Annotated in this window: 17 protein-coding genes and 3 pseudogenes; 11 read left to right on the top strand and 9 right to left on the bottom strand. The window is 73.5% G+C overall.

Annotated features, from left to right (window positions below):
• Window positions 1-134 precede the first annotated feature (134 nt).
• Window positions 135-1,025: a neutral zinc metallopeptidase gene (locus tag AB0912_RS32755; RefSeq protein WP_366706353.1), complete on the bottom strand. Its 891-nt coding sequence runs from the start codon at window positions 1,023-1,025 to the stop codon at window positions 135-137.
• A gap of 313 nt (window positions 1,026-1,338) precedes the next feature.
• On the opposite strand from AB0912_RS32755, the gene AB0912_RS32750 reads away from it, so the two are divergent.
• The 3 genes from AB0912_RS32750 to AB0912_RS32740 all read left to right on the top strand — a co-directional run bounded on the left by AB0912_RS32750 (window position 1,339) and on the right by AB0912_RS32740 (window position 4,480).
• Window positions 1,339-2,937 carry an ABC-F family ATP-binding cassette domain-containing protein gene (locus AB0912_RS32750; RefSeq protein ID WP_366706351.1) on the top strand — a complete coding sequence of 533 codons (1,599 nt, stop codon included), beginning with the start codon at window positions 1,339-1,341 and terminating at the stop codon, window positions 2,935-2,937.
• Window positions 2,938-3,311: 374 nt separating this feature from the next.
• Complete coding sequence (locus AB0912_RS32745) at window positions 3,312-3,533, top strand: helix-turn-helix domain-containing protein (protein WP_006123601.1); 222 nt, start codon at window positions 3,312-3,314, stop codon at window positions 3,531-3,533.
• Between the two features lie 143 nt (window positions 3,534-3,676).
• Window positions 3,677-4,480 carry an enoyl-CoA hydratase/isomerase family protein gene (locus AB0912_RS32740; RefSeq protein ID WP_366706349.1) on the top strand — a complete coding sequence of 268 codons (804 nt, stop codon included), beginning with the start codon at window positions 3,677-3,679 and terminating at the stop codon, window positions 4,478-4,480.
• Window positions 4,481-4,779: 299 nt separating this feature from the next.
• Here AB0912_RS32740 and AB0912_RS32735 read toward each other — a convergent pair whose 3' ends face one another.
• Complete coding sequence (locus AB0912_RS32735) at window positions 4,780-5,598, bottom strand: nucleopolyhedrovirus P10 family protein (protein ID WP_366706347.1); 819 nt, start codon at window positions 5,596-5,598, stop codon at window positions 4,780-4,782.
• An 89-nt stretch (window positions 5,599-5,687) separates the two neighbouring features.
• Between AB0912_RS32735 and AB0912_RS32730 the strand changes: the two genes are divergently transcribed.
• The 5 genes from AB0912_RS32730 to amaP all read left to right on the top strand — a co-directional run bounded on the left by AB0912_RS32730 (window position 5,688) and on the right by amaP (window position 8,143).
• Entirely contained in the window at window positions 5,688-6,167 is a 480-nt protein-coding gene (locus AB0912_RS32730) for an Asp23/Gls24 family envelope stress response protein (protein WP_366706345.1), read from the top strand.
• Window positions 6,168-6,255: 88 nt separating this feature from the next.
• The gene (locus AB0912_RS32725) at window positions 6,256-6,441 is read left to right on the top strand and encodes a hypothetical protein (RefSeq protein WP_366706343.1); all 186 of its coding nucleotides are present in this window, start codon (window positions 6,256-6,258) and stop codon (window positions 6,439-6,441) included.
• A gap of 54 nt (window positions 6,442-6,495) precedes the next feature.
• Window positions 6,496-6,867 carry an Asp23/Gls24 family envelope stress response protein gene (locus AB0912_RS32720; RefSeq protein ID WP_366706375.1) on the top strand — a complete coding sequence of 124 codons (372 nt, stop codon included), beginning with the start codon at window positions 6,496-6,498 and terminating at the stop codon, window positions 6,865-6,867.
• The gene (locus AB0912_RS32715; protein WP_366706341.1) at window positions 6,864-7,559 is read left to right on the top strand and encodes a DUF6286 domain-containing protein; all 696 of its coding nucleotides are present in this window, start codon (window positions 6,864-6,866) and stop codon (window positions 7,557-7,559) included. Before AB0912_RS32720 ends, AB0912_RS32715 begins: the two co-directional genes overlap by 4 nt.
• Entirely contained in the window at window positions 7,556-8,143 is a 588-nt protein-coding gene (gene amaP, locus AB0912_RS32710) for an alkaline shock response membrane anchor protein AmaP (RefSeq protein ID WP_366706339.1), read from the top strand. The genes AB0912_RS32715 and amaP overlap by 4 nt, the downstream gene beginning before the upstream one ends.
• A gap of 182 nt (window positions 8,144-8,325) precedes the next feature.
• Here amaP and AB0912_RS32705 read toward each other — a convergent pair whose 3' ends face one another.
• The 5 genes from AB0912_RS32705 to AB0912_RS32685 form a co-directional block, all read right to left on the bottom strand.
• Window positions 8,326-9,081 carry an SDR family oxidoreductase gene (locus AB0912_RS32705; RefSeq protein WP_366706337.1) on the bottom strand — a complete coding sequence of 252 codons (756 nt, stop codon included), beginning with the start codon at window positions 9,079-9,081 and terminating at the stop codon, window positions 8,326-8,328.
• A 56-nt stretch (window positions 9,082-9,137) separates the two neighbouring features.
• On the bottom strand, window positions 9,138-10,964 hold the full coding sequence (locus tag AB0912_RS32700) for a glycoside hydrolase family 15 protein (RefSeq protein WP_366706335.1): 1,827 nt from the start codon (window positions 10,962-10,964) through the stop codon (window positions 9,138-9,140).
• A gap of 234 nt (window positions 10,965-11,198) precedes the next feature.
• Entirely contained in the window at window positions 11,199-11,999 is an 801-nt protein-coding gene (locus AB0912_RS32695) for an SURF1 family protein (protein ID WP_366706333.1), read from the bottom strand.
• A 185-nt stretch (window positions 12,000-12,184) separates the two neighbouring features.
• Complete coding sequence (locus AB0912_RS32690) at window positions 12,185-12,418, bottom strand: hypothetical protein (RefSeq protein ID WP_366706331.1); 234 nt, start codon at window positions 12,416-12,418, stop codon at window positions 12,185-12,187.
• Between the two features lie 145 nt (window positions 12,419-12,563).
• Window positions 12,564-13,580 carry a DEDDh family exonuclease gene (locus AB0912_RS32685; RefSeq protein WP_366706329.1) on the bottom strand — a complete coding sequence of 339 codons (1,017 nt, stop codon included), beginning with the start codon at window positions 13,578-13,580 and terminating at the stop codon, window positions 12,564-12,566.
• A 182-nt stretch (window positions 13,581-13,762) separates the two neighbouring features.
• Here AB0912_RS32685 and AB0912_RS32680 point away from each other — a divergent pair.
• From AB0912_RS32680 to AB0912_RS32670, 3 genes and pseudogenes are all read left to right on the top strand, one after another.
• A pseudogene (locus AB0912_RS32680) lies at window positions 13,763-13,977 on the top strand (amidohydrolase); the annotation flags it as partial.
• A gap of 160 nt (window positions 13,978-14,137) precedes the next feature.
• Complete coding sequence (locus tag AB0912_RS32675) at window positions 14,138-14,872, top strand: VIT family protein (protein ID WP_366706327.1); 735 nt, start codon at window positions 14,138-14,140, stop codon at window positions 14,870-14,872.
• Window positions 14,873-15,154: 282 nt separating this feature from the next.
• Entirely contained in the window at window positions 15,155-16,198 is a 1,044-nt protein-coding gene (locus AB0912_RS32670) for a zinc-dependent alcohol dehydrogenase family protein (protein ID WP_366706325.1), read from the top strand.
• 31 nt (window positions 16,199-16,229) lie between these two features.
• Here the strand turns inward: AB0912_RS32670 and AB0912_RS32665 are convergent.
• Together AB0912_RS32665 and AB0912_RS32660 are read right to left on the bottom strand one after the other, a co-directional pair.
• Window positions 16,230-16,559 (bottom strand): annotated as a pseudogene (locus AB0912_RS32665) (CopD family protein); the annotation flags it as partial.
• A gap of 444 nt (window positions 16,560-17,003) precedes the next feature.
• Window positions 17,004-17,564: pseudogene (locus tag AB0912_RS32660) on the bottom strand (hypothetical protein); the annotation flags it as partial.
• Window positions 17,565-17,569: the final 5 nt, after the last annotated feature.

The raw sequence follows: 17,569 nt of genomic DNA, 5'->3' as shown, positions 1-17,569 counted from the left end.
CGATCACTCCGTATCTCGTCGCCTCGCCGGAAATCTCGCCGGAAGCCTCGCCGGAAACCGTCCCGCCCGCGCGGCCCGGCTCACCGGAACGTGCTGCGCCGCCCGGCTCGCCGGAACGTGTTGCGTCGCCCGGCTCACCGGAACGTGTTGCACTGCGCCATGTCGCCGCTGCTGAAGCCCTGGTAGAACCACTGCTGCCGCTGCTGGGCGGAGCCGTGTGTCCAGGTCTCCGGGGTCACCCGGCCCTGGTACCGCTGCTGGATCCGGTCGTCGCCGACCGCTGCCGCCGCGTCCAGGCCGTCACGGATGTCGGCGTCCGTCAGCGAGGTCAGCAGCGGCTTGCCCGACGACGTGGACGGCGTGGTCGTCGCGTGCCGCGCCCACACCCCCGCGTAGCAGTCGGCCTGGAGTTCCGTCTTCACCGAGTTGCTGTTCGCGCCGGTCACGCCGTCCTGCGACTTGCCCAGCGTGCCCATCAGGTCCTGTACGTGATGCCCGTACTCGTGAGCCACCACGTACGCCTGCGCGAAGGGGCCGCCGCTGGAGCCGAACTTGGTGCGCAGCTCGTCGAAGAAGCCCAGGTCCAGATAGACCTTGCGGTCCCCGGGGCAGTAGAAGGGGCCCACGGCCGACGAGGCGGTGCCGCAGGCCGTGCCGACCCGGCCGCTGAAGAACACGGTGGGGGAGCGGGTGTAGGTGCCGCCCCGGCGCGCGAACTCCGTCGTCCAGTACGTCTGGATGCTGTTGACCACCGCGACGACGCGGCAGTCCTCCTGGGCGTTCGCGTCCCGGCCCGTCCGGCAGCTCTGCTGCACCTGCGCGAGGGACGAGGAGGTCACCGCGGGCTGGTCGTCGCCGGAGGACAGCCCGAGCTGGTCCGGTCCGACCCCGAAGAACAGGCCCAGGAGCAGGGCGATCAGGCCCGCGAGACCGCCGCCGACGGTCGCCCGGCCGCCGGGGATCCGACTGCCGCGCACATCCTGGACCTCGGACGTGTCCAGGTCCGCGTCGTCGTCGAACTGCATGGACGCACCGCCCTCTGCCGTACCCCGGCCTTGGCCCTGCCTCGGTCGCTCGCTCCGTGGCGCCATCCTCGTACGCCCCCGGCCCCGCGGCCCCGGCCGGAGGTCCGAACGGGCGACGGGGGCAACTACGGGCCGGCTACGGGCCGGCTGCGGGACAGCCGCGGGGCCTGGGTCACAGCGCCGGAGGCCCGCGCACCGGAAAAGTGCTTGCACGGCCCCGTTAGACTTGTCCCATGGCCTTTCTCCTCGCGCATTAGACGGCGGGAACGTCCTCAGCCGTCCACCCGCCAACCTTCCGCCCTGGAGTCTGTCCGTGATCTCCGCCTCCGGTATCGAGCTGCGCGCCGGCGCCCGCATCCTCATCGAGTCCGCCACCTTCCGCATCACGAAGGGCGACCGCATCGGCCTCGTGGGCCGCAACGGCGCGGGCAAGACGACCCTCACCAAGGTCCTCGCCGGTGAGGGCCAGCCCGCCGCCGGCACCGTCACCCGCTCCGGTGAGGTCGGCTATCTGCCCCAGGACCCGCGCACCGGCGACCTCGACGTCCTCGCCCGCGACCGCGTCCTGTCCGCCCGCGGCCTGGACGTCCTGATCCGCAAGATGCGCGAGAACGAACAGCGCATCGCGAACGGCTCGGGCGCCACCCGCGAGAAGGCCCTGCGGCAGTACGAGCGCCAGGAGACCGAGTTCCTCACCAAGGGCGGCTACTCCGCCGAGGCCGAGGCCGCCACCATCGCCGCCGCGCTCAACCTGCCCGACCGGGTGCTCGGCCAGCCCCTGCACACGCTCTCCGGCGGTCAGCGCCGCCGTATCGAGCTGGCCAGGATTCTCTTCTCGGACGCCGACACGCTGCTCCTGGACGAGCCGACGAACCACCTGGACGCCGACTCGATCGTCTGGCTGCGCGACTACCTGAAGACCTACCGCGGCGGCTTCATCGTGATCTCCCACGACGTCGACCTCGTGGAGACGGTCGTCAACAAGGTCTTCTACCTGGACGCCAACCGCTCCACCATCGACGTCTACAACATGGGCTGGAAGCTCTACCAGCAGCAGCGCGAGGCCGACGAGAAGCGCCGCAAGCGCGAGCGGCAGAACGCCGAGAAGAAGGCCGCCGCCCTCAACTCGCAGGCCGACAAGATGCGCGCCAAGGCCACCAAGACCGTGGCCGCGCAGAACATGGCCAAGCGCGCCGACAAGCTCCTCGCGGGACTGGAGGCCGTCCGCGTCTCCGACAAGGTCGCCAAGCTGCGCTTCCCCGAGCCCGCCCCCTGCGGCAAGACCCCGCTCATGGCGGAGGGCCTGTCGAAGTCGTACGGCTCGCTGGAGATCTTCACCGACGTCGACCTGGCCATCGACAAGGGCTCCCGCGTCGTCATCCTCGGCCTCAACGGCGCCGGCAAGACCACCCTGCTGCGGCTGCTCGGCGGCGCCGAGAAGCCCGACACCGGGCAGGTCATCGAGGGCCACGGCCTCAAGCTCGGCTACTACGCGCAGGAGCACGAGACCCTCGACCCCGAGCGCACGGTCCTGGAGAACATGCGCTCCGCCGCCCCCGACCTGGACCTGGTCGAGGTCCGCAAGACGCTCGGTTCCTTCCTGTTCTCCGGCGACGACGTCGACAAGCCGGCCGGGGTGCTCTCCGGCGGCGAGAAGACCCGGCTCGCGCTCGCCACCCTCGTCGTCTCCTCCGCCAACGTCCTGCTGCTCGACGAGCCGACGAACAACCTCGACCCCGCCAGCCGCGAGGAGATCCTCGGCGCGCTGCGCACCTACAAGGGCGCCGTCGTGCTCGTCACCCACGACGAGGGCGCCGTCGAGGCGCTCCAGCCGGAGCGGATCATCCTGCTGCCGGACGGTGTCGAGGACCTGTGGGGCGCCGACTACGCCGACCTGGTCGCCCTCGCCTGAGCCCGCCGCGCGAGCCCCGGAAAGGGCCCGCGCCACGAGATCGAATGACTGATCCACCGCGTATGGATCATTCGGCCGATCCGTGATCCATCATCTGTGTGAGATCTCCTCGTACCGAGGTGTGTCCTACACGGATTTTCCGGCCGAGCCCTTGAGAACACGGGGCTCGGCCGTTTCGCGTCGCTGACCAGGCACTTCGCGGAAGTACCCGTTCGGCGGTATCGACGGCGCCAGCCGGAACCACTGATTCCACTCGTGGGGACGGACTCCTGTCGTCAAAACCGTGTCCTACGGACCTTGCCGAATGGGTGGCCATGACGCCCGGAAGGGGTGATCATGAGAGTCCAGAGCGCACTTCCCATGAGGAGGCACGGGTGGCCGAGACTCTGAAGAAGGGCAGCCGGGTGACCGGCGCCGCGCGTGACAAGCTCGCGGCAGACCTGAAGAAGAAGTACGACTCCGGTGCGAGCATCCGAGCGCTGGCCGAAGAGACCGGCCGTTCGTATGGCTTCGTGCACCGGATGCTCAGCGAGTCGGGCGTCACGCTCCGAGGGCGTGGCGGAGCGACGCGGGGCAAGAAGGCCGCGTCGGCCTGAGGCCGGGCGTCCCCATCGGCTTCGGTGGTGGCCACCCGGTCGGTCGGGCGACCGGCCGGGTGGTTACTGTGCAGTCACTTAGGTGTGCCCTCGTGCTTCACGGGGTGCACACCTGATCCGACCGCACCCACCGGAGGCGCCCCATGGCTTCGCTCGACCAGGAACTCGAACCGGTACTCGACAAGGACGGCGTACGGCTCACCGTCGACGACGCGATCGCCACGGTGACCCTGACCAACCCGGCCAAGCGCAACGCCCAGAGTCCCGCTCTGTGGCGGGCGTTGACGCAGGCCGGCCGGTCGCTGCCGGGCTCCGTCCGCGTGGTCGTGCTGCGCGCAGAGGGCCAGTCCTTCTCCGCGGGGCTCGACCGGCAGGCGTTCACGCCCGAGGGCTTCGACGGCGAGCCGTCGTTCATCGACCTCGCGCGTGGTTCCGACGCCGAGCTGGACGTGACCATCGCCGAGTACCAGGAGGCGTTCACCTGGTGGCGGCGCAGCGACATCGTGACCGTCGCCGCCGTGCGGGGGCATGCCATCGGCGCCGGGTTCCAGCTCGCGCTCGCCTGTGACCTGCGCGTCGTCGCCGACGACGTGCAGTTCGCCATGCGCGAGACCAGCCTCGGCCTGGTGCCCGACCTCACCGGCACCCACCCGCTGGTGGGCCTCGTCGGCTACGCCCGCGCCCTGGAGATCTGCGCCACCGGCCGCTTCGTCCTCGCGGAGGAGGCCGAGCGCACCGGACTCGCCAACCTCGCGGTGCCCGCCGCCCAGCTCGACGACGCCGTCCGCGACCTCACCGCGGCACTGCTGGCCGCCCCGCGCCACGCGGTGATCGAGACCAAGGCCCTGCTGCGCGGCGCCACCGAGCGCTCCTACGAGGACCAGCGCACCGCCGAGCGAGCCTCCCAGGCCCGCCGCCTCCGCGACCTCGCCGGCATCGGCGACTGACCGACTCCGGCGGGGCGTGCCCGTACGATCGGCCGCCGTTGCGTCCGTGCGGGGCACCCGCCCGTGCCGCCGTGCGCCCGTACGGTGGGCCGCCCTCGCGCCCGTACGGTCCTGCCGTTCCGCCCGTCGGCGTACCCCTTCGCGAAGTGACGGCTCCTTCGAGTGGCCGTTCCTCGGAGTGACGGCTTCTCGGAGTGACGGTGTGTGTCGGGCGGCAGCGAAGGTGTGCGCGGCGGCGGTGACGACGGTGGGTGCCGGGCGGTGACGACCACCGTCCGGCGCACCCGGCGCGTACCGCCTCAGCCGACGGCGGTCACCAGCACGGCCACGGACGGGGTGTCCCGGGCGGCCTCCGCGACCGCCGTCCTGACCGCGCGCGCCACGTCCACCGCCCGGCCGTCCGAGGAAACCGCGAGTTCCACCCGGACGTGACGGCGGGGCACGGCGGCGTCCGAGCCGTCGGGCGTCGAGATGTCCACCGAACGGCCCAGCGCGTCCGTCAGCCGGGCCACCCCCGGAACGGCCCGGACGACCGCCGCGATCCGCGCCTCCTCGGGGTCCTTCGGCTCCTTCGCCTCCCTCGGCTCCTTGGTCCCCTCCGCGTCTCCGGCCCCTTGGGCACCTTCGGGACCGGCGGCCTCGCCTACGTCGTTCACCCGTCCGGCGGATGGCTCCGTGCCCTCTTTCGGCGTAACCGCCGACGACTCCGTCAGCAGGTCCGTCACCTGGAGGTCCACCTCCGACACCTCAAGGCCCAGCCGGTGCGCGGCGGCCTCCGACAGGGCGAGCCGCAGCCGGTCCGCGGTCGCCGGCAGCGAGTCACCGCCCAGCGCCGTGAGACCGGCCGCCGCCCCGAACTCCGCCGTGACCCGCAGCGGACCGGGCGCGAGGGCGCTCGGCGGAGCCGGTACCGCCGGGGCGTACGGGCCGTCCGGGTCGGCGAGCGCGATCCGCAGCCTGCCCAGCCGCACGCCCGGCACCCCGGCCGCCGCCCGCCGCAGCACCTGCTCCGCCGCGTCCTCCGTGATCCACGCGCCATCGCGCGCAAGGCCCAGCGGCAGCAGCCTGCCGAGCCCGAGCTGCTGCCTTACCACTTGCGTCCACCGGTCCGCCGTCATTGCTCCAGCCTGCCCCATCAGCGGGCGCGCGACCGCGCGACCCGACCTACTGTGAAAACAGGGAGGACGACCGAAAGGGACGTACGGCAATGACCGATATGACCGAGCGGAACCGGACGGACAGCCCCGACACCGACAAGGGCGGCGGCAGGACCACCAAGCGTGGCGGCGGAAACCCCGCCACGCGCGGGCGGACCACCATCGCCGACGGCGTCGTGGAGAAGATCGCCGGACTCGCCGCGCGCGATGTCGTCGGTGTCCACGCCATGGGCAGCGGGATGAGCCGCACCTTCGGCGCGGTACGCGACAAGGTGCCCGGCGCCGGCAGCGGCAAGTCCGTGACCCGGGGTGTGAAGGCCGAGGTCGGCGAGGTGCAGACGGCCCTCGACCTGGAGATCGTCGTCGACTACGGCGTCTCCATCTCCGACGTGGCACGCGATGTGCGCGAGAACGTCGTCGCGGCCGTCGAGCGCATGACCGGCCTCGAAGTCGTCGAGGTCAACATCGCGGTGAGCGATGTGAAGCTGCCCGACGAAGAGGACGACGAACCGGAGTCACGTCTCCAGTGACTTCCGGGCCCCCGCCACGCCCCGGACCACCGGCCGGCCACCGCGCCCCGCGTGAGGACACGGCCGCCGAACCCCCAAGGAGCGCACCATGAGCTTGGCCGTTGTCGGCATGATCGCCGGAATGGCGCTGGCCTTCGCCGGCTACTTCGGCGGATTCGGCGCCTTCGTCCTGGTGGCCGCGCTGGGCGCCGTCGGGTTCTTCGTCGGACGGTTCCTGGAAGGGGACCTCGACGTGGGGGACCTGTTCCGCACGCGTGACGACCGGCGGCGGTGACCCGTGCCAGGTCATGTCGACCGGCTCGGTGAGGCCAGGCCGGACGCGACGACCGTGGTGGCGCCCGAACGGGGCGCCACCCGGATCGCCGACCGGGTCGTCGCGAAGATCGCCTCGCGGGCGGCGCGCGAGGCCCTGCCCCCGCTGCCCGACGACGCGGTGCCCCCGCACGCGACGGTCGTCGTCCGACGGCAGTCCTCCGGCGCCGGAGGACCAGGGGAGCACCCCACCCACAGCGCCCACGTCCGGGTCAGCGTCGAACTCGGCTACCCCTCGGACATCGGCGGCCAGTGCAACGCCGTGCGTCGCCAGGTCGCCCAGCGGGTAGAGGCGTTGGCGGGAATGGAAGTGCCGGAGGTGGCCGTCCAGGTGGAACGGCTGCACCTGGCGCACGGGCCAGGCTCGGTGAAGGGGAGGACGCGATGAGCGAGCCCCAGGGCTCCGAGAGCACCAGGAAACTGCCCGTACTGGAGAAGACGGACGACCCCGGCACGCTCGGGCAGTCCTCCTCGGCGGCGGCCTACGAACCGCTGCGTCCAGGGGACGGCGGGGACGATGGCGGCGGCGAGGACGGCCGCCAGGGCCGCTTCTGGTCCGCGCGCCGCGTCCCGGCCTGCGTCCTCGCGGTGCTGCTCCTGGTGATCGCCGGGTTCTTCCTCTACGACATCGCGGCCGTCCGGGCCGGGCACTCCGCCATGCAGTGGCGCAAGACGCTCGCCCGGGAACTCGCCGAACGCCCCCTCGACGACACCGCCGTCCTGGTGGGCGCGGGCGTCGCCGCCGCCCTCGGACTGTGGCTGCTGCTCCTCGCGCTCACCCCCGGACTGCGCGACGTACTGCCCATGCGGCGCACCCACCGCGACGTGCGGGCCGGACTGCACCGGGCCGCCGCCGCGACCGCCCTGCGCGACCGGGCCATGGAGGTCGCCGGCGTCCAGTCGGCGCGCGTGCGGGTCAAACGCCGGAAGGTCGACGTCCGCGCGGTGTCCCACTTCCGTGAACTCGACGACGTCCGCGCCGACTTGGACACCACGCTCACCGACGGCATCCAGGGACTGGGACTGTCCCGCTCACCGGGCCTCTCGGTGCGGGTCGCCCGTCCCGGACGGAAGGGGTGAGGTCCGTGCGCCGGACCGTCAACCGCGTACTGATCGGGCTGGCCGGACTCGTGCTGCTCGCCCTCGGCGGCTCCGTCCTCGCCATCGGGCTCGGCGCCAAGCCGCCCTCCTGGTGGATCCACGACGGACGACACGACGTGCTCCTCAGCACCGCCGAGCGGACCAAGTGGCGCGAGCACGGCTGGTGGTGGCCCGTCGTCATCGCCGCCCTCGCCGTCCTCGTGCTGCTCGCCCTGTGGTGGCTGGTCGCCGACCTGCGGCGGCGCCGTCTCGCCGAGGTGCTGGTCGACACCGGCGACGGTGAGGGCGCCCTGCTGCGCGGGCGGGCCCTGGAAGGCGTGCTTGCCGCCGAGGCCGGCACCCTGCCCGGCGTCGACACGGCACGCGTCCACCTGACCGGCCGCCGCTCCCGGCCCGAGGCGCACGTACGGCTCCTGCTGGAACCGCACGTCGACCCCGGGCAGGCCCTGGACCAGCTCACCGGGGAGGCCCTCGCGCACGCCCGGAACTCGGCGGGGCTCGCCGCGCTCCCGGCGGAGGTACGGCTGCGCGGCGTCAAACACCGCGCGGAACGCGTCACTTGAGGTGGCGCCGACCGTGGACGGGCCGGGCCGCCTGAGGTGGAGCTGACCGTCGCGGGCGGGTCGCCTGAGGTGAAGCTGACCGTCGCGGGCGGGTCACCCGAGGTGGCGCTGACCTCGGGCAGCCCGGCCTTCCGATTGGTGCTGACCGTGGGCGGGCCGGTCATCCGAGAGGTAGCCCCCGGTCAGAAGCCGCTGCGCATCCCGCCGTCGACCGGCACCATGATGCCGGTCAGATACGAGGCGGCGGGGGAGAGCAGGAACGCGGCCGTGCGGCCGAACTCCTCCGGGGTGCCGTAGCGGCGCAGCGGGATACGGGACTCGTTGGCCGCCCGGGTGGCCTCCGGGTCGGCCGACAGGCCGTCCAGCTCACGGACCCGGCCCGTCTCGATGCGCGACGGCAGCAGCCCCACCACCCGGATGCCGCGCGGGCCCACCTCGTCCGCGAGGGACTTGGCGAAACCGGCGAGCCCCGGCCGCAGCCCGTTGGAGATGGTGAGCCCGCCGATCGGCTCGTACACCGACCCGGAGAGCACGAAGCCGATCGCCCCGCCGTCGCCGAGTTCCGCCGCGGCGGCGCGGGCCAGCCGGACGGCGCCCAGGAAGACCGACTCGAAGGCGGCCGTCCACTGCTCGTCGGTGTTGTCCGCGGCGAAGCCGGGCGGCGGTCCGCCCACGCTGATCAGGATGCCGTCGAAGCCGCCGAACCGCTCCCGGGCCGCCGCGATCAGCCGGGCCGGGGTGCCGGGGTCGGCGTTGTCGGCCTCGACCCCGGCCGCGTTCGGGCCGAGCGCCGCGGCGGCGTCGGCCGCGCTCTTCGCGTCCCGCCCGCTGACGATCACCTTCGCGCCGTCGGCCACGAGTTCACGCGCGGCGGCGTTGCCCAGGCCCCGGGTGGCTCCCGTGACGACGTACACACGATCCTTCAGTCCAAGATCCATGGCACCCATCCTCCCCCATACCGCCCGCGCCGCGGATGGCTCTACCGACGGCAGCTCTACGGGTAGTCGGGCGAGGCCGGTTCCCCGTTCACCGGCGGCTTCGCGGGCCGCACCCCGAAGAGGCTGAGGGCGGTCACCACCAGGCCGATGTGGCTGAACGCCTGGGGGAAGTTGCCGAGCTGGCGCTCCGCGACGGGGTCGTACTCCTCGGACAGCAGCCCCACGTCGTTGGTGAGCCCGACCAGCCGCTCGAACAGCTCGATCGCCTCCCGGGTGCGGCCGGTCAGATACAGCGCGTCCGCGAGCCAGAACGAGCAGACGACGAAGGTGCCCTCGTCGCCGGGGAGGCCGTCGACGCCGGTCGCCGAGACGCTGTAGCGGCGGACCAGGAAGCCGTCGGGGGCGAGTTCGGCGCGCACCGCGTCGACCGTGCCGACCACCCGCGGGTCGTCGGCGGGCAGGAAGCCGACCCGGGGGATGAGCAGCAGGGAGGCGTCGAGTTCGGCCGAGCCGTAGGACTGGGTGAACGTGTTCCGCTCGGGGTCGAAGCCGCGCTCGCACACCTCGCGGTGCACCTCGTCGCGCATCTCCCGCCACCCGTCCAGGTCGCCTTCGAGCGAGGGGTCGTCCTCCAGGGTGCGCACGGCGCGGTCGGCGGCCACCCACGCCATCACCTTCGAGTAGACGAAGTGCCGGCGCGGGCCGCGGACCTCCCAGATCCCCTCGTCCGGCTGCCGCCAGGCGACGCGCAGGAAGTCCATCATGGCGCACTGCACCCGCCACATGTGCGGGCGCGACGGCAGGCCCGAACTCCGCGCCAGCCACAGCGAGTCGATGACCTCGCCGTACACGTCGAGCTGCAACTGCTCGACCGCGCTGTTGCCGACCCGGACCGGCGCCGAGCCGGCGTATCCGGGCAGCCACGGGATCTCGTACTCCGACAGCCGCCGCTCGCCCGACAGGCCGTACATGATCTGGAGGTCCGCCGGGTCGCCCGCCACCGCGCGCAGCAGCCAGTCGCGCCAGGCCTCGGCCTCCTCCAGATAGCCGGCCGCGAGGAGCGCCCCGAGGGTGAGGGTGGAGTCGCGCAGCCAGCAGTAGCGGTAGTCCCAGTTGCGGACGCCGCCCAGTTCCTCGGGGAGCGAGGTGGTGGGGGCGGCCACGATGCCGCCGGTCGGCGCGTAGGTGAGCGCCTTCAGGGTGAGCAGGGAGCGCACGACGACGTCCCGGTGCGGTCCGGCGTAACGGCAGTGGGCGGCCCACGCCCGCCAGTCCTCGACGGTGGTCTCCAGCGACTCGAAGGGGTCGCGCAGCGGCGGCCGGGGCCGGTGCGAGGGGTGCCAGGTCAGCACGAAGGCGACCTTCTGGCCGGCCTCGACGGTGAACTCGGAGTAGGTGCGGAAGTTCTTGCCCCAGGTGGGGACGGGCGGTTCGCTGCGCAGCCACACCGAGTCCGGGCCCGCCACCGCCACCCGGTGGCCGTCCGCCCGGCGCATCCACGGCACCACCGACCCGTAGTCGAAGCGCAACTGGAGCCGGCTGTTCATTTTGACCCGTCCGCTGAGCCCCTCCACGATGCGTACGAGGTCGGGGGCGTGCTCGCGCTGTGGCATCAGGTCGGTCACCCGGACCGATCCCTCCGGGGTGTCCCACTCCGTGTCGAGCACCAGGGTGTCCGGGCGGTAGGCGCGCCGGGCGCACGTCTCCGCTCCCTCGGGCGCGATCCGCCAGTGGCCGTTGTCCTCGTCGCCCAGCAGGGCCGCGAAACAGGCGGCGGAGTCGAAGCGGGGCAGACACAGCCAGTCGACGGAGCCGTCGCGGCCCACCAGAGCGGCGGTCTGTTCGTCCCCGATGAGCGCGTAGTCCTCGATGCGTCGGTGCACGGTGGACGGGTTCCCGACCGGGGCCTGCGCCAATCGGGCCGCCAGAGTGGCACCAGCGTGGCAGTGGCGGTGACGCGGGGTGGGGCGCGGGGGTGGCTGTCACGGGGGTGGTGGCCACGGGGGTGGGCCGGCGGCCACGGCTCCCGCGCGTGCCGCTACACGCTCGCCGGTTCGGCTTCCGCTACACGCCGGCCGGTTCCGCTTCCGCTATACGCCCGGCCGGTTCGGCTTCCGCTATACGCCGGCCGGTTCGGCTTCCTCTTCGGGGGCCGTCTCGGCGGCGGCCGCCGCCTCCAGGCGGTCGCGGCGCTCGCGGCGGACCAGGACGACCCAGCCGACCGGGACGCCCGCGGAGAACAGCCACCACTGGATCGCGTACGCCATATGGGGGCCGATGTCGCTGTGTTCGGGGTCCGGGATCAGCTCGGGGGTGTCGCCCTTGGGGCGCGGCGCGGTCTGTTCGACATAGCCGCCGAGGACCTGCTTGCCGAGCCGCCGCGCCTCCTGCTCGCTGTCGATGAGCATGACCTGACGGGCGGGCAGCCCCCGGATGTTCTTGATGCCGCTGTCGGCGGTGGTCTGGTCGGCCATCAGCCGGCCGGTGACGGTGATCTCGCCGCGCTCGGGGGCGGGGACCTTCGGGAAGGCGGTCTGCGCGCCGTCCGAGGAGACCCAGCCGCGGTTGACCATGAGGACGCGGCCGTCGGTCAGCACGAACGGCGTCAGCACGTGGTAGCCGACCTCGCCGTCGGAGTTGGTGCGGCGCCGGACGACCTCCTCGTGCGCGGTGTCGAACTGCCCCTTGGCGGTGACCCGGCGGTACAGGTCGTCGTGGCGGATCCGCTGTCCCGGCGCGGTGAGCGTCTCGGCGGGCACCGGCTTGGCGGCCAGCGAGTCGGAGATCACCGTGTTCAGGGCGACCTTGTGCTCGTGCCGGTGGAGCTGCCAGAAGCCCAGCTTGATCATCGTGGGGATGAGCGCGAGGGCCACGAGGGTGAGGATCACCCACTGCCGGGACAACAGGAAGCGGTACACCCCATTGACGGTACTCGGCACGGTTTCGGCCCCCGACGGGAGGGTCCCGCCGAGGGCCGCGCGCGGGTGCTCCGGAGGCGGTCCGCGGTGGTCCGGAGGTGGCCCGCGGTGGTCCGGAGGTGGTCCCGCGGTGGTCCGGAGGTGGCCCGCGATGTTCCGGAGGTGGTCCCGCGGTGGTCCGGGGTTCAGACCCGGTCGACGATCCCCGTCCTCCCCTCCGCGCGGGCGCAGTGCGCGCCGCAGTACCAGTGGCCCTCGACCTCGACGCCCTGGCCGATGACCTGCACGCGACAGTGCTCGCAGATCGGGGCCATCCGGTGGATCGCGCAGGAGAAGCAGTCGAAGACGTGCACGGCGCCCTGCGCGTGCACCTCGAAGGTCATTCCGTAGTCATTGCCGCATACTTCGCATCTCGCCATGGGCCACAGGGTGGGGTGCGGTCGCGGCGCGGGCGAGCGGGGGAGGGGCGAGTCGCGCGTCAATCACCCGTACGCCCGTCACCCTCCCGTGTGTGCCCGGTCTCGCTGACACGCCCGTCACCCTCCCGTGCGAGTCCGGCGTCCGTCAGTTGCCCGACGCGGGCTCGACGTCGCGCAGGAGCTGTCCGAACGCGGCCTCGTCGATGACCGGGGTCCCGAACTGGCGGGCCTTGACGACCTTCGAGGTGCCGGCGTCCGGGTCGTTGGTCACGAGCAGGCTGGTGAGCCGGGACAGACTCGTCGCGACGTGCAGACCCGCCTCGACGGCGCGGTCCTCCAGCAGTTCGCGGTCGACGGAGGTGTCCCCGGAGAACGCGACCCGCATGCCCTGCTTGAGCGGTTTGCCAGGCTCGTACCGGCCTGGGTTGGGATAAGGACACGCGGGCCGCTTACGGGAGGGGCGCCAACTCCCGGAGGGATAGCCTCCGCCCGACCCGTAACCCCCCGACCCGTACCCCCCGGCCTGGCGTCCGATCCGGGGGGCCGCCGGGCCGCTGGACCACTCCTTGAGCGGCAGGCATTCGAGCAGGGGCAGCCGCACCCCGTCGCGCGCGGCGGCCCGCAGACTCGGGCGGAACGCCTCGGCCAGCACCCGCGCGTCGTCCAGCGCGTGGTGCGCGCGCTGCTGGACGACCCCGAAGTGCGCGGCCAGCGACTCCAGCTTGTGGTTGGGCAGCGGCAGGCCCAGCTCCTTGGCGAGCGCGATGGTGCACAGCCGCTGACGCACCGGCGCCTCGCGCTCCGCGCGCGCGTACTCGCGGGCGATCATCGACCAGTCGAACACCGCGTTGTGCGCGACGAGCACGCGGCCGTCGAGCCGCGCCGCGAACTCCTCGGCGATCTCCGGGAAGAGGGGCGCCCCTTCGAGCATGTCGCTGGTGAGCCCGTGGATCCACACCGGGCCCGGATCGCGCTCGGGGTTGACCATCGTGTACCAGTGGTCCTCGACCTCGCCGCGCGCGTCCAGCCGGTAGACGGCGGCGGAGATTATCCGGTCGTCACGGGCCAGTCCGGTGGTCTCCACGTCAACGACCGCGTATCCCTGCGGATACGCGGCCGGCCAGGAGGCTGGGGACGCTGCGGTCGTGAGGTCTTCGAGCATGGTCACTGAGGATACGGGCCACGACTGACACCCCTGCCGCCGCCTTCCCCGAACCCGGGCCTTCCTCGTTGTCCTCAGGGGGCCGCACCCCGGACGCGGCCCCCCTGAGGACAACGAGGAAGGCCCGCGCGGCGGTTGGGACAGCGGCCGGCCGGCGCCTCGAGGAACTCGACGGCGGCGGGGTGGCCGCCGAGCTGTACACCCGGCCCAAGGAGTCCGCCCTCGGGCCCTGATGATGCCGTCCCCGTGGGTCGACAAGGCGCCCTGCCACGACCGCCGTTACGACCCCGTGTGCGGTCCGCGCTTCGGCGTCGCGGAGTTTGGCTGCTGATGGCTGCCCGACTTGCTCCGGTTCATGAACCGCCTCTACTTCTACTTCGGCGCGCACGGCGGCAAGTAGCTCTCGCCCCTCGCCGAGCCGGCGCAGCCCCCGCACGCGCACCTGCCCGGCAGGTGGTCGTCTGCGCCGGGGCCCGGTGGTTTTCCGGCGTCGTACGCGGCGGGGGACCGCCGGGTCGGTGCGGCGCGGCCCGCCCCGGGGGTGCGATCCTCCCCGTGTGACCGAACCGACGCACGACGAGGCTTACGGCGAGGCCCGCGACGAGGCCCACGGCGGCACGCTCGGCTCCCGGCTGAACTGGCTCCGGGCCGCCGTCCTGGGCGCCAACGACGGCATCGTGTCCACCGCGGGCCTCGTCGTCGGCGTGGCGGGCGCCACCGACGACCGCTCCGCCCTGTTCACCGCGGGTCTCGCCGGACTGCTCGCCGGATCGATGTCGATGGCGGCCGGCGAATACGTGTCCGTCTCCACCCAGCGCGACTCGGAACTGGCCGCGCTGGCCACGGAGCGACGCGAACTACGGGACTATCCCGAGGCCGAACTCGAAGAGCTGACCGACCTGCTCGAACAGCGCGGCCTGTCGCGGCAGGTGGCCCGCGAGGCCGCCGAGCAGCTCACCGAACGCGACGCCCTGAAGGCCCACGCCTCCGTCGAACTCGGCATCGACCCCGACGATCTCACCAACCCCTGGCACGCCGCCTGGGCGAGCTTCCTCGCTTTCACCGTCGGCGCGCTGCTGCCGCTCCTCGCCATCGTCCTGCCCCCGGCCGCCTGGCGCCTCGGCGTCACCGTGGTCTCCGTGCTGGCCGCGCTCGCCCTCACCGGCTGGAGCAGCGCCCGCCTCGGCGCGGCGAACCCACCCCGCGCGGTGCTGCGCAACATGGCCGGGGGAGCCCTCGCCATGGCGGTGACCTACGCGGCGGGCGCGCTGCTTGGCGCGGCGGGCGTCTGAGCGCGGGACGCCACCGGGCGCGTACGGACGCCGTGGCCCGGCTTCCGCTGGCCCGGCCTCCGCTGGCCCGGCCCCCGTTGGCCCGGTCACGGCTGGTCCGGCCCCCGTTGGTCCTTCGGTCCCCGTTGGTCCTTCGGTCCCCGCCGGGCCGGTTCCCGCTGGTCCGGGGCGTGCTCGGACCCCCTCGGCGGGCCGGGCGCGTCCCCGTCGGCGTACCGTGGAGTGCGCTCGACCACCCCCTGAGCGCACCCCGCCCCACCCCGTACGAGAGGGACCCTCGCCATGCGCGCCACCACCATCCACGCCCCGTTCGACATGCGTGTGGAGGACGTGCCCGAGCCCATGGTGCAGTTGCCCACCGACGCCGTCGTGCGTGTGCTGCGCTCCTGTATCTGCGGCAGCGACCTGTGGGCGTACCGCGGCGAGTCGGCCCGCCAGGCGGGGCAGCGGATCGGGCACGAGTTCCTCGGCATCGTCGAGGAGGCCGGCTCCGAGGTGACCGGCGTCCGCCGCGGCGACCTGGTCGTGGCCCCCTTCATGTGGTCCGACGGTGTCTGCGACTACTGCCGCGAGGGACTGACCACCTCCTGCGAGCACGGCGGCTTCTGGGGTTCCGTCGGCTACGACGGCGGCCAGGGCGAGGCCGTCCGGGTCCCGTTCGCCGACGGCACCCTCGTCCGGCTGCCCAAGGAGGCGGCCTCCGACGACCACCTGCTCGCCGCGCTGCTGACGCTTTCCGACGTCCTCGGCACCGGCCACCACGCGGCCCTCGGCGCCGGTGTCCGCGAGGGTTCCACGGTCGCCGTCGTCGGTGACGGGGCCGTCGGCCTGTGCGCGGTGCTGGCCGCCAAGCGGCTCGGCGCCGAGCGGATCATCGCGCTCGGCCGCCACGAGGTGCGCACGGACATCGCGCGCCGCTTCGGCGCCACCGATGTCGTCGCCGCGCGCGGTGACGCGGCCGTCGAGGCCGTGCGGGAGCTGACCCGCGGCCAGGGCGCGCACTGCGTGGTGGAGGCCGTCGGCACCGAGCAGTCCATGAGCACCGCCGTGCACATCACCCGCGACGGCGGCGCCATCGGCTTCGTCGGGGTGCCTCACGGCAGCGGGACGGGCCTCGACCTCGGCGTCATGTTCGACCGGAACATCGCCCTGCGCGGCGGTGTCGCCCCGGTCCGCTCCTACATCCCCGAACTGCTGCCCGACGTCCTGGACGGCACCATCGACCCGTCGCCGGTCTTCGACATGACCGTCGGCCTGGAGGGCGTGCCCGAGGGCTACAAGGCGATGGACGAGCGGACCGCGCTCAAGGTCCTCGTCACGAACTGAGCCGGCCGCCCCTGCCGGGGCGCGGGTCCCGTCACCAGCGGATGGGCAGCGGCAGCGCCGTCAGCAGCGCGGACACCGCGACCACCACGCCCAGCACGACGACCTCGGCGCGGGCGGGGGAGCAGGCGGCGAGCGGGTCCCGCGCGCGGCGCAGCCGCAGCCGCGCGCGCAGCGCCAGGGCGGCGACGGCGGCCACGAGGAGCACCTTCGCCAGCAGGGTGCGCCCGTACGCCGTCGCCGTGAGCTGGTCCACGATCGTGCCGGCCGGCATCCGACGCAGCGAACTCCAGACGCCGGTGGCGGTGACCCCCGCGAACAGAAGCGCGGCCACGCGCGCGTACCCCCCGAGCAACAGGGCCCCGACCACGGACGCGGACCGACCAACTGGCTCCGTCCCGGCTGCCCCGCCGGCCGCCCCGCCTCCAGCTGGCCCGCCGGCCGAGGCCCCGACCGCACCGCCGGCCGCTGCGGGCCCAGCCGCCCCGGACCCGTCAGACCTGGGTCGAGTCGCCCCGAGCCCGGCGGCACCCGCCCCCTGGGCCGCCACTCCCACTTCGGCCGTCACGTCCACCTCGCCCGCCCGGGCCCCAACCCACCCGCCGGTCACCTCGGCCCCAGCCGACCCGCTGGTCACTCCACCCCCAGCCGACCCGCCGCCCGCTCCGGGCCCATCAGCCTCGCCCCCAGCCGACCCTCCGGCCGCCCCGGCCCCATCCGCCTCGCCCCCAGCCGGCCTGGACCGAAACACCCCCTGCCCGGCAGGGCCCGTCACCCCCACCTCGTCCTCCACCCCGCCCCCCTCTCGCCAAACCCGCATCAGCCGGAGGACATGCAGCAGCCCGCCCGCCCACAGGGCCGCGCAGGTCACGTGGACGAGTGTCAGGGCGGAGCCCGTGAGTGGGGTGGGTTCGGTGGGGGGATGGGCGCGTAGTGCTTCCGCTGCCGCCACCGCGGCCAGCGGCAGCACCTGGCTGCCCGGGTGGCGTGACCGGGCGCAGAACCAGGCCAGCGCGAAGGCGTTGACCTCCAGGAGCGCCAGCCGGCCGTCCCGGTCGGCGTAGAGGCCGCCGAGGTCCAGGTCCGCGAGGTGGCGCGGCAGCAGGTTGCCGGTCGCCACCACGGAGGCGAGCCCCAGCGCCGCGACGAACCCGGCGACCGCCGCGTACGCCGCCCAGCTCCGCGGCGCGCCCAGCGCGGGCCCGCCGGGCACCCGGCGGGCCAGCCGGTCCGCGAAGAGTTCCCCGACGGGGACACAGAGCGCCGCGAACAGCACCGTACGCAGCAGGGCGATGCCCGCCGCCCCCGGCGCGGCGGCCTCGCCGGTGCCGGTCAGCGCGGCGCTGATCCCGCTGCTCGGCCCGCGCACCGCGC

It is taken from the genome of Streptomyces sp. NPDC007084 (assembly GCF_040703595.1).
Taxonomy (GTDB): Bacteria; Actinomycetota; Actinomycetes; order Streptomycetales; family Streptomycetaceae; genus Streptomyces.
The sequence above is the reverse complement of the archived record's forward strand: the minus strand, read 5'-3'. Positions and strand labels throughout refer to the sequence as shown.